Source organism: Sodalis sp. (in: enterobacteria) (assembly GCF_047607725.1).
Taxonomy (GTDB): domain Bacteria; phylum Pseudomonadota; class Gammaproteobacteria; order Enterobacterales; family Enterobacteriaceae; genus JBLKSS01.
The window spans coordinates 1-10666 of sequence record NZ_JBLKSS010000100.1; the positions used below are offsets into that span (position 1 = coordinate 1).

11 protein-coding genes and 3 pseudogenes are annotated in these 10666 nt (G+C 58.1%); 2 read left to right on the forward strand and 12 right to left on the reverse strand.

Going from position 1 to position 10666, the window contains the following annotated elements; genetic code table 11:
- Positions 1–109: 109 nt before the first annotated feature.
- From ACMX3H_RS09525 to serC, 12 genes and pseudogenes are all read right to left on the reverse strand, one after another.
- Positions 110–1186 (reverse strand): DNA internalization-related competence protein ComEC/Rec2, encoded by a 1077-nt coding sequence (locus ACMX3H_RS09525; RefSeq protein WP_415210640.1) that lies wholly within the window; start codon positions 1184–1186, stop codon positions 110–112.
- Positions 1187–1220: 34 nt separating this feature from the next.
- Positions 1221–1577 (reverse strand): annotated as a pseudogene (locus tag ACMX3H_RS09530) (ComEC/Rec2 family competence protein); the annotation flags it as partial.
- Complete coding sequence (locus ACMX3H_RS09535; RefSeq protein ID WP_415210641.1) at positions 1555–1890, reverse strand: hypothetical protein; 336 nt, start codon at positions 1888–1890, stop codon at positions 1555–1557. The gene ACMX3H_RS09535 and the pseudogene ACMX3H_RS09530, both read right to left, overlap by 23 nt.
- Positions 1860–1982 carry a hypothetical protein gene (locus ACMX3H_RS09540; RefSeq protein WP_415210642.1) on the reverse strand — a complete coding sequence of 41 codons (123 nt, stop codon included), beginning with the start codon at positions 1980–1982 and terminating at the stop codon, positions 1860–1862. The genes ACMX3H_RS09535 and ACMX3H_RS09540 overlap by 31 nt, the downstream gene beginning before the upstream one ends.
- A gap of 170 nt (positions 1983–2152) precedes the next feature.
- Entirely contained in the window at positions 2153–2353 is a 201-nt protein-coding gene (locus ACMX3H_RS09545; protein ID WP_415210643.1) for a hypothetical protein, read from the reverse strand.
- A 15-nt stretch (positions 2354–2368) separates the two neighbouring features.
- Positions 2369–2530: a hypothetical protein gene (locus tag ACMX3H_RS09550; RefSeq protein ID WP_415210644.1), complete on the reverse strand. Its 162-nt coding sequence runs from the start codon at positions 2528–2530 to the stop codon at positions 2369–2371.
- A gap of 30 nt (positions 2531–2560) precedes the next feature.
- Positions 2561–3412: a hypothetical protein gene (locus ACMX3H_RS09555; RefSeq protein WP_415210645.1), complete on the reverse strand. Its 852-nt coding sequence runs from the start codon at positions 3410–3412 to the stop codon at positions 2561–2563.
- A 304-nt stretch (positions 3413–3716) separates the two neighbouring features.
- Positions 3717–4001, reverse strand: a complete 285-nt coding sequence (gene ihfB / locus ACMX3H_RS09560; protein ID WP_415210646.1) for an integration host factor subunit beta — start codon at positions 3999–4001, stop codon at positions 3717–3719.
- Between the two features lie 92 nt (positions 4002–4093).
- On the reverse strand, positions 4094–5770 hold the full coding sequence (rpsA, locus tag ACMX3H_RS09565; protein ID WP_415210647.1) for a 30S ribosomal protein S1: 1677 nt from the start codon (positions 5768–5770) through the stop codon (positions 4094–4096).
- A 114-nt stretch (positions 5771–5884) separates the two neighbouring features.
- Positions 5885–6568 carry a (d)CMP kinase gene (cmk, locus tag ACMX3H_RS09570; protein WP_415210648.1) on the reverse strand — a complete coding sequence of 228 codons (684 nt, stop codon included), beginning with the start codon at positions 6566–6568 and terminating at the stop codon, positions 5885–5887.
- A 107-nt stretch (positions 6569–6675) separates the two neighbouring features.
- The gene (aroA, locus tag ACMX3H_RS09575; RefSeq protein WP_415210650.1) at positions 6676–7974 is read right to left on the reverse strand and encodes a 3-phosphoshikimate 1-carboxyvinyltransferase; all 1299 of its coding nucleotides are present in this window, start codon (positions 7972–7974) and stop codon (positions 6676–6678) included.
- A gap of 353 nt (positions 7975–8327) precedes the next feature.
- On the reverse strand, positions 8328–9416 hold the full coding sequence (gene serC, locus ACMX3H_RS09580; protein WP_415210649.1) for a 3-phosphoserine/phosphohydroxythreonine transaminase: 1089 nt from the start codon (positions 9414–9416) through the stop codon (positions 8328–8330).
- A gap of 180 nt (positions 9417–9596) precedes the next feature.
- On the opposite strand from serC, the pseudogene ACMX3H_RS09585 reads away from it, so the two are divergent.
- Together ACMX3H_RS09585 and ACMX3H_RS09590 are read left to right on the forward strand one after the other, a co-directional pair.
- A pseudogene (locus tag ACMX3H_RS09585) lies at positions 9597–10305 on the forward strand (YcaO-like family protein); the annotation flags it as partial.
- 198 nt (positions 10306–10503) lie between these two features.
- Positions 10504–10666: pseudogene (locus tag ACMX3H_RS09590) on the forward strand (IS21 family transposase); the annotation flags it as partial.

A 10666-nucleotide genomic window follows, 5' to 3' on the forward strand; every position in this document is an offset into this window, starting at 1 on the left:
ATCGCCGGATTATCCATGATCTGACAGCCGTCCCTTATAGGATGCGGGTTCACTAGGCATCGTAGTGGAACATATTCTTACCGGGCCATACAACAAACCCACCAATAATTCAAGACGTCCTCCACGGGGCGCTTACGAAGCGACCGTCGTCTATCCGCAGCACGCAGGAATCGTTATTGCCGGCGCTGGCGACCGATGCCGGCGGCCAGAGCACCTCAAAATCTAACCCCCGCCAGCGCTGCCCGCGCAGACATAAGCCGTGGCCGGGCGCACGGAACGAACTGCTGACCGATACCACCCGCCAAACGCGCCGAACGCTGGCCAAACCGCCGATATGATCCTCATGGCTGTTGCTAAGGTAGATATGTTCCGGCGTCAGGCCCCGCCAGGCCAGGTAAGGGAGGATTGCCGCCTTGCCCATATAGCCCTCGCGCCAGCCGGCGCCGGTGTCATACAGCAGCGTCTTGCCGTCGCGCTCAATACTTACCACCAGGCCGGGGCCCACATCCAGCATATCCAGCCGCCAGCGCGGTTCGCCCGTTGCCGGCGGCCTGAGGCTGTTAAGCATCAGCACGGCCATCACCGCCATCGTCAGGGGATAAGCGCGCCACCAGCCGAATCGCCAGATGATGATGCCCCGAGCCAGCTGGCGGCGCTGATTACCAGGCCCTGGCCCGACAACGTTAACCACCCTTGTTCTAGCGGCGCAAGCGGCGCCATCAAGCGACAGATCCGCCCATCGCCAGAGCTGAGCGCTCACCCCCCTTAGATCACCGGTGACGATAGCCGCCAGAATGAGCTGCGTGCTAATAAACGACACCAGCGGCACCGCCCATAAATTGGCCACCAGCACCAGCGGATTGCCGCCGTGGAACAGCAAACACTGCATCGGCAGCAACAGCAGGGTCATGCCCCCTGCAGATGCAGCCAGCGAATTCCGCACCACCGCCAACCCCGCCGGCAGCGGCGCCCACTGAAAGAAGAAAATCAGCGCCGCCACCGCGGTACAGGAAAGCCACAGGCTATTGGAGAGCACTGCCAGCGGATCGGTGATGAGGATAAGCGATACGCACCACAGTAAAATTTGCCACGGACTCAGCGTGACGCCCCGCAGGCGAACGACGGTCCAAAGCGTCAGCGTCAGCAAGCCGCGCTGGGTGGGGAAATTCGCCCCGGATAGCGCCACATAGCCCGTGGCGCATAACCAGCAGAACAGCAGCGGGCGCTCCCACGCCGATGGCGCGGGCCGGCCAAAAAAATTGCGCTCCCCGCGCCACCAGCCAGCCGAACAGCACCGCCAGGCCGATATGCAGCCCTGAAATCGCCATGAGATGAGCGATCCCGGTACGTGATAGCAACTGCCATTCACCGTCGCTTATTTCTTGGGTCGTGCCGAAGCCCAGTGCCAGCATCAGCGCCCACCAGCGCGGCTGATGCATGCTTTTGACGGCGCGATCGACCCACCGCTGGCGCAGGCCGCACCTGTCACTCAGCCGCCGTGCCCGCAGCACCCTCCCCTGCAACGGCTGGTGATTTGCCATGGCCCAATGCTGGCTATCGAATCCCCCTTGATTCATGCGCCCATGCACCGGCTGTAACGCCACCCGCAGCCGCCATTGCTGCCCGGCACACCACTACCACCGGCGGAAACACCCGCTGGCCGTTGATGTGGCTGACGCGGACGACAATGCGGGCGGGGGCATTCTCGGCCGAGAGATTAAGAGTGACCACGCGGCCTATTAAGGTCTGATTACCCTGGCTCCATGTCGTGGTTTGCACCAGCAATAGCCGAGCGTGATAGCCGCTCCAGGCCAGCATTAGCACCCCCACCGCCAGGTACTGCGCCGTGCGGCGGCCGGTCAAAAGCAGCAGCCAGCCGGCAGCCAGCACAGCGCGCCCGCCGTCGTTAGTTGCGGCAAAAACAACAGCGGCAAATTCCCCGCGATAACGGCCAGCGCCAGCGCGGTCATTGACAATGGCATCGACGGACCTGCCTGTTATAGGACGCGGTAAAGAAGACAGGCAGTATCAGACGTCAGATGCGGCGAGGTCTCGCTGCAGGGGCAGGACGGGAAGCCGCGCCGCAGAAAAGTTAACGGTTTTACAGCCGGCTGGGGCAAATTGCAGTGGCGTTCCCGTCAGGTATCCGACCTTATGCGTCTTCTCTCGGCGGCAGCGAGGCAATGGCCGAGAGCGGCGATGTAAGCGGTAACGACGGCGAAAGCGGCGCTAATGGCGGCCGCGGCGGCATTGCCGCAAGCAAACTTTCCACCGACTCGCTTGCCCCAATGCTATCGCTGAGCCAGCCGCTATCACCAGGCCATAACAGGCTGTCGGCGTCATCCTCTCGCACAGCGCCATCATTGCACTACAAATTGAGCAGGTGGTCACCGATGCCGCTGCTTAACACATCATCCTCATAACCGCCTACCTCGTTCGCCAGGTCCCAAAGATCAAAAAGGTCGGTATCGGCGATAGCGATCTCCCGTAACGCGTTATGGAAATCGCTTAGGCCCGGTGCCGTCAGCACCTCTTCGTGATTTATTACGTCGCAGTAGTCTCACTTGAGGGGGGGCGTTAGCGCTCTGAGCACCCTATCGTCTTTGCTCCGGTATCCCTCCTCCAGCAAGGCATCCCAATCCGTATACCGTCTACTTGCCAATTTCTCGCGCAATGTCTCGTCGCCATCTCGCCTCGCCGCGGCGTTTGCGTCGGAAATAGAGATTCGGTTACCGTCTTTGAATACCACGTCGAAGGAAATTCCGTACTTATAATTGTTAATTTTTTCCAGATTTTCCAGACGGTATTCGCGCGTCTGGAGTTTATCCATTAATAGGTCCAAATCCTTGTGTTTAACGCCAAACAGGCGGGATAGCGACGCTTTTTTATAAAGGGGTAAATAGTGCATGTCGCCATCGGCCTGAAGATTCAACTGTTGGTAAACCGCATCCTCCATTTTCATGCGAAGGTTTGCCGCATGAAATAAAGGCAGTGGGTCCGCGTCCCCGTTTCTGCTCTTTGCAAATACATTGTCGCACTGGAATAAGGTCTGGCCATTGACCTTCAGCCTGTAGCCCCAGTCATACTGTGCGGTTGGGGCTAGGATCTGAAGCTGGAATTGACTTTGGTATTCCGGTAACGCCAGCCGCCTTAGCTGGATGAATTTCTCCAGACGGCGGTATTCTGGCATCTCCGTTGCGCCATGTTGGCTTTCCTGTAGGCTATGAAATAGCGCAATGATCTCTTTTTTTTTTTGCGTTCCCCCTCTGAACCAATCAATAATGCCACTGACAAATTCAGCAATATTATTGATCCGCGTTGCCTCCTGTACGTTATTGGCATTTAGCACTTGCGCTACTTTCTGGTCGCTGAGCAAGATATGTCGATTAGACATTGAAAAAACGATGAGCATCTTCACCTCGTAAGACGGTTAATCATGAACGTCGCCCGGTATGCCCCACCCAATAATCTTGTAGGTAACCGTTAACAGGCCGCAGCGGGACGATGTCCGGCATCAACCGCGGCATGTGTCTAGCCCTTAGGTGTTAGACATCGGCTGAATCAATACCGGCTTTAACTACCCCTACAGCATATCGGTACCGCTCGCTGTTTTCCTATCGGCCGTTGACCCGATCTCCGGCGGCCTGGAGGCAAAAAAAAACCCCATAAAGGGGCTTTTCAGGTTTGCAATAACATTGGCCGCCGGGCCGCGGCAGTTAGCCGTAGATGTTGGCGCGATCGCGCAACTCTTTGCCCGGTTTAAAATGCGGAACATATTTGCCTTCCAGCTCCACCTTATCACCGGTTTTCGGGTTGCGGCCGACGCGCGGGGCACGGTAGTGAAGAGAAAAACTGCCGAAACCGCGGATTTCGATGCGCTCGCCGCTGGCGAGCGTCGTCGCCATATGCTCAAGAATCTCTTTCACTGCATCCTCAACCACTTTTGCCTGGATATGAGCGTGCTGGCCGGCTAGTCTTTCGATAAGCTCGGACTTGGTCATAATTCCTCCAAGTTTACGCGGCTCTCTTCAAGAGCAGCATAACAACTTAACTACCGTCCAGGAGCAGAGTCGCCTCCGCTCCCCCGTTATTATTACTCGCCTTTGGTCGCCGCTTTAAAGGCTTCAGCCATTGCATTGGAGAAGTTGCCTTCTTCCTGCTTGTTGTTCACGGTGCTGATGGCTTCTTTCTCGTCCGCCTCGTCCTTGGCACGAACGGACAGGCTGACAACGCGGTTTTTGCGATCGACGCCGGTGAATTTAGCTTCCACATCGTCGCCGACGTTCAGGACCAGCGTAGCGTCTTCCACGCGGTCGCGCGAAGCTTCAGAGGCGCGCAGATAACCTTCCACGCCACCCGCTAATTCAACTGTAGCACCTTTTGCGTCAACTGCTGTGACTTTACCGGTAACAATAGCTCCTTTCTTGTTCAAAGACAGGTAGTTATTGAACTGATCTTCAGCCAGCTGCTTCACGCCCAGGGAGATACGCTCGCGCTCTGCGTCAACCTGCAGAACCACGGCTGCGATTTCGTCACCCTTCTTGTATTCGCGCACGGCTTCTTCGCCGGCCACGTTCCAAGAGATGTCGGACAGATGAACCAGACCGTCGATGCCGCCGTCCAGGCCGATGAAGATACCGAAGTCGGTGATCGACTTGATTTTGCCTTCAACGCGATCGCCCTTGTTATGGGTTTCAGCGAACTGCTGCCACGGATTGGCTTTGCACTGCTTCAGGCCCAGGGAGATACGACGACGCTCTTCGTCGATGTCCAGCACCATGACTTCCACCACGTCGCCCACGTTAACCACTTTGGACGGATGAATGTTCTTGTTGGTCCAGTCCATTTCGGAAACGTGCACCAAGCCTTCAACGCCTTCTTCGATTTCAACGAAGCAGCCGTAGTCGGTCAGGTTGGTCACGCGGCCGGTCAGGCGGGTGCCTTCCGGGTAACGTTTCGCGATAGCGACCCACGGATCTTCGCCCAGCTGTTTCAGGCCCAGGGAGACACGGGTACGCTCACGATCGAATTTCAGTACTTTAACGGTGATTTCGTCGCCAACATTCACGATTTCGCTCGGATGCTTCACGCGCTTCCAGGCCATATCGGTAATGTGCAGCAGGCCGTCAACGCCGCCCAGATCAACGAAGGCTCCGTAGTCGGTCAGGTTCTTTACGATACCCTTGACTTCCATGCCTTCCTGCAGGTTTTCCAGCAGTTGATCGCGCTCGGCGCTGTTTTCGGATTCGATAACGGCACGACGGGAAACCACAACGTTGTTGCGTTTCTGATCCAGCTTGATCACTTTAAACTCAAGCTCTTTGCCTTCCAGATGCAGGGTGTCGCGAACCGGACGCACGTCGACCAGAGAACCCGGCAGGAACGCACGGATACCGTTCAGTTCTACGGTGAAACCGCCTTTGACTTTCCCGTTGATAACGCCGATCACGGTGGCCGCTTCTTCGTACGCTTTTTCCAGCATCAGCCAGGCTTCGTGGCGCTTGGCTTTTTCACGGGACAGCAGCGTTTCGCCGAAACCGTCTTCGACTGCATCCAGAGCGACGTCAACCTGATCGCCCACTTCGATTTCCAGCTCGCCCTGGGCGTTGCGGAACTGCTCGAGAGGAATGGCGGATTCGGATTTCAGGCCGGCGTCAACCAGAACCACGTCTTTCGCGATGGACACAACGGTACCGCGAACGATGGAACCCGGACGGGTTTCGATTTCTTTCAGGGATTCTTCAAAGAGTTGAGCAAAAGATTCTGTCATATTTGATAATCTTCAGATTTTTTGATTAACGTCCATCCGGCATCCTGCTTGATGGGGTTGTTATACACGCCTCGCTGCCTTTCCTCGCTGCGGGGTAATTTAATGACGATATCGTTACGATAGCGCCAGAATCTGCCTGGCGCGCGCCAGCGCTTTGGCTATCACTTCATCGATAGTCAGGCGGGTAGAGTCAAGCACCAGCGCGTCAGCCGCCGGCACCAATGGAGCTACCGCGCGATTGCGATCGCGATCGTCACGTTCTTTTATCTCGGATAAAAGGCGTTCAAAGTTAACACTAAAGCCCTTTTCCTGCAACTGCCGCATGCGGCGGTGCGCCCTTTCTTCCGACGACGCGTCCAGAAAGATTTTCACCGGCGCATCGGGAAACACCACGGTTCCCATGTCGCGGCCATCGGCGATGAGGCCCGGCGCGGCGCGAAACGCGCGCTGACGCCGCAGCAGCGCTTCACGCACACGCGGAAACGCTGCGATTTGCGATGCGGTGTTGCCAACGCTCTCGTTGCGAATGGCCTGGCTGACGTCTTCCCCCTCTAGCACCACTTTCAACTGACCCTGTTCGACCTCGAAGCGGACATCGAGATGAGCGGCGAGCGGCACCAACGCCTCCTCGCTATCGATAACCACCTGGTGATGCAGGGCCGCCAGCGCCAACACCCGGTAGATCGCGCCGGAATCCAGTAAATGCCATTGTAACGCTTCCGCCAACGCTTTGCAGAGCGTCCCCTTCCCTGCACCGCTCGGTCCATCGATGGTGATTACCGGAGCTATAACCGTCATTGTCTTCTCCTTTAAGCGCAACGGGTGTGAAAGCATAAGGGATCCCTGAGGCTTCATTACGCGTCATTATACCCTTCATTAAGCGTAAACGTTACTCTTGCCCGTTATCATAGCGCCGAATGCGACGTGGCCGGCGTGTTTAGCGCCGCCAGCCGGGCAAAAAAGTCCGGGAAGGTTTTGTGGGTACATTGCGGATCGAGAATAGTCACCGGCGTATCGGACAGCGCCACCAGCGCAAAACACATCGCCATGCGGTGGTCGTTATAGGTACCGATGCGGGCGGCGGTCAGTCTGGCGGGCGGCGTGACGGACAGATAATCCTCCCCCTCGGTGACGGTGGCGCCCACTTTGCGCAGCTCGGTGGCCATCGCCGTCAACCGGTCGGTCTCTTTGACCCGCCAGTTGGCAATGTTGCGCAACGTGGTGGTGCCGCCGCTGGCGAACAGCGCGGTGGTGGCGATGGTCATCGCCGCGTCGGGGATATGATTCATATCCATATCGATAGCGTGCAGCGTAGCGCGGCTGCATTCAATGTAATCGTCGCCCCAGCGAATGGTGGCGCCCATGCTCTCCAGCACATCGGCGAAGCGGATATCCCCCTGCACGCTGTGGCGGCCGATGCCGGTTACCCGCACGGTGCCGCCGCGGATCGCCGCCGCCGCCAGAAAATACGACGCGCTGGAGGCATCCCCTTCCACCAGATAATTGCCCGGCGAACGGTATACGCCGTTGCCGGTGAGGTAAAACACCTGATAATTATCGTGCCGCACCGCAATACCGAAGCTTTTCATTAACGCCAGGGTGATATCGATATAGGGTCGGGACACCAGTTCACCCTTGATGCGGATGTGGCTGTCCTGCGGCGCCATCATCAACAGCGCGGTGAGAAACTGGCTGGAGACGCTGCCGTCGACGGTGATATCGCCGCCTTGATAGCCGCCGCGCAAACGCAGCGGCGGATAGTGCTCTTGTTCGAGGTAATCAATTTGCGCCCCGCCCTGGCGTAGCGCGTCCACTAAATGGCCGATGGGCCGCTCTTTCATGCGCGGCTCGCCGGTCAGCGTCACGTCCTGCGCCTGTAGGCACAGTGCGGCGGCCAGCGGGCGCATGGCGGTGCCGGCATTGCCGAGAAACAGCGTCAGCGCGTCATCCGCGCGCAGCGGGCCGCCGAGGCCGTCGATTTCACAGCTGCGGCGGTCCGCCGACAGGCGGTAATTGACGCCGAGCTGGCCCAAGGCTGTCAGCATATGGCGGACATCGTCGCTGTCGAGCAGGTTGGTCAGGCGCGTGGTGCCGATGGCCTGTGCCGCCAGTAACAGGGCACGATTGGAAACGCTTTTGGAACCCGGCAGATTGAGGGTGCCATCGACGCGCGCGATGGGATTTAAGGTCAGGGAATCCTGCATGTGTAACACGTTCTCCAGCAAACAATAACGCCTGGCGCCGGCAGCCTCGTCGCGAGGATGATTCGGTAGCGGCCGACCCCGAGGCCGGCTTCGCCATTATAAGGAAAATACCTTGCACCAACGCCGCACCGATGGCGGCAACGGCCATCACCGTCCGGCGGTAAACCAGGACGCCGCGCAACGGCGCGGGTAACGGTCAACCCCGCTCGGCGGCGAACCGGAGCCCCACGCAACGGCAACGGGCAAGCGGAATACAACTCACCGACAACAGCCAGCGCCGCTCGGCTGGTATACCGACACACCGCGCAACGGCACGGGCAACGGGCAACCCGGCCACGCCGCGGCGGCGAACGTTACCCGTGGCGGTGAGCAAACCCCAGCATAAAGTTCACCAGCGCCTGCACGCCTTCCAGCGGCATGGCATTGTACAGCGATGCGCGCATGCCGCCCACCACCCGGTGTCCCTTCAGGGCATACAGGCCGGCGGCCTGGGACTCCTGCAAGAACAGCGCGTCAAGTTTACTGTCCGCCAATTGGAACGGCACATTCATGCGCGAACGGTTGGCCGGCGCGACGGTATTGCGATAAAAATCGCTCTCGTCGATGGTGCGGTACAGCAAGGACGCCTTGGCCTGATTGCGTTTATCCATTTCCGCAAGCCCGCCCTGCGCTTTTAGCCATTTGAACACCAGCCCCGAGAGATACCAGGCGAAGGTCGGCGGCGTATTAAACATCGAATCGTTTTCGGCCAGCACGCTGTAATCGAGAATGGACGGCAGCACTTTGCTCGCGCGGCCCAGCAGATCCTCGCGCACGATGACCAGCGTCAGCCCGGCCGGCCCGATGTTTTTCTGCGCGCCGGCGTAGATAACCCCAAAGCGGCTCACGTCCAGCGGGTGCGACAAGATCGTGGAGGAGAAGTCCGCCACCACCACCACCCGATTGCCGAAATCAGGCAGTTCATCAATGGCCAGGCCATCAATGGTTTCATTCGGGCAATAGTGGACATAGGCGCCGTCAGCGGATAAGGCCCAGTCGTGCATCGGTTTAATCGCGCGCAGGCCGTCTATTTCGGTGGTGACATCGATAACCCGCGGGTCGCAATATTTTTGCGCTTCTTTTATCGCGCTGTGCGCCCAATAGCCGCCATCGATATAATCGGCGCTGTCGGCATCCCCCAGCAGATTCATCGGCACCGCGGCGAATTGCGCGCGCGCGCCGCCGTGGCAAAACAGAACTTTATAATTGTCGGGGATCGCCAGCAGTTCGCGCAGGTCTTGTTCAGAGGATTGCGCCACTTCGAGAAATTCTTTACTGCGATGGCTGATTTCCATGACCGATGTGTCCAGGCCATGCCAATTACACAATTCCTGCTCCGCCTTGCGCAACACTTCCGCCGGCAGCATTGCCGGGCCGGAGCTAAAATTAAACACCTGATTCATTTTCCCTCACCACGATTTGCCAGTAATACCGCTAGATAACCTACCATGGTTTTAACACCGCCCACGGCCGGCCGCAACGCCTGATGCTTAAGAGAATACATGGAGCCTGGCGAGAAAACACCGTATTATGGCGGTTTACCGTTGATAATAAGTGACCCTGAGTGACCCTGAGTGACCCTGATGACACAGACCTTTATTCCAGGCAAAGATGCGGCGCTGGAAGACTCCATTGCCCGCTTTCAGGCACAGCTCGGCGCGCTTGGCTTCACTATCGAAGAAGCGTCCTGGCTTAATCCCGTGCTCCATGTCTGGTCGGTGCATATTCGCGATCGCGACTGCCCGCTATGCTTTACCAACGGCAAGGGCGCGACCTGAAAAGCGGCGCTGGGCGAGTATTTTGAACGCCTCTCCACCAACTATTTTTTCGCCGACTTTTATCTCGGCGCCACGGTCGCCGGCGGCGAATTTGTGCATTATCCCAACGAGCGCTGGTTCGCGCTTCCGGGCGACGGTGCGCTACCGGCCGGTATCCTCGATGATCATCTGTGCGCCTTTTATGATCCGGACCAGGAATTGACCGGGCGCGATCTGGTGGATTTGCAGTCCAGCAATACCGAACGCGGGATTTGCGCCCTGCCTTTCAGCCGAGTCCGACGGCGCCACGGTCTACATTCCGATGAACATTGTCGGTAACCTGTATGTTTCCAACGGCATGTCGGCGGGCAATACCGCCAGCGAAGCCCGGGTGCAGGCGCTGTCTGAGGTGTTTGAACGCTACGTCAAAAACCGCATCATTGCGGAGGCCATCAGTTTACCGGCCATTCCGCAGCCGGTCCTGGCGCGCTATCCCGGCGTGGTGGAAGCCATCGCGACGCTTGAGAGTGCTGGTTCCGGTCACGTCCGATCACTGATTCCGATTTCACCTGATCACTGATTCCGGTCGCCCGATCAGCGATTCCGATTCTGTCCGATCGCTCATCTTCTGTTCCNCNNTNCTNNGGAGACTTTTAGCTTCCGGGGGTATGGCATGGCACGTAAAAAGAAGAACGAGAGAACATAAATATTCATCTATATTAATGTATTACGCATGAAATTTGAGCAGTGTCGCTCGAATCACACCATCGCAGCAGCGCTCGGCATCGGCTGTACCACAGTGCACGATATCCTCGGCCGATTCACGGTAGCTAACCTGGTCTGGCCATTGCCGGCGGAACTGTCCCCCGTCGACCTCGACCGCCTGCTCTATCCCG

Bases quoted from the DNA above. Each gene is read 5' to 3' on its own strand.
- ACMX3H_RS09540 (WP_415210642.1), bottom strand. From the start codon at position 1,982: ATGCCATTGTCAATGACCGCGCTGGCGCTGGCCGTTATCGCGGGGAAT.
- ACMX3H_RS09555 (WP_415210645.1), bottom strand. From the start codon at position 3,412: ATGCTCATCGTTTTTTCAATGTCTAATCGACATATCTTGCTCAGCGAC.
- ihfB (WP_415210646.1), bottom strand. From the start codon at position 4,001: ATGACCAAGTCCGAGCTTATCGAAAGACTAGCCGGCCAGCACGCTCAT.
- rpsA (WP_415210647.1), bottom strand. From the start codon at position 5,770: ATGACAGAATCTTTTGCTCAACTCTTTGAAGAATCCCTGAAAGAAATC.
- cmk (WP_415210648.1), bottom strand. From the start codon at position 6,568: ATGACGGTTATAGCTCCGGTAATCACCATCGATGGACCGAGCGGTGCA.
- aroA (WP_415210650.1), bottom strand. From the start codon at position 7,974: ATGCAGGATTCCCTGACCTTAAATCCCATCGCGCGCGTCGATGGCACC.
- serC (WP_415210649.1), bottom strand. From the start codon at position 9,416: ATGAATCAGGTGTTTAATTTTAGCTCCGGCCCGGCAATGCTGCCGGCG.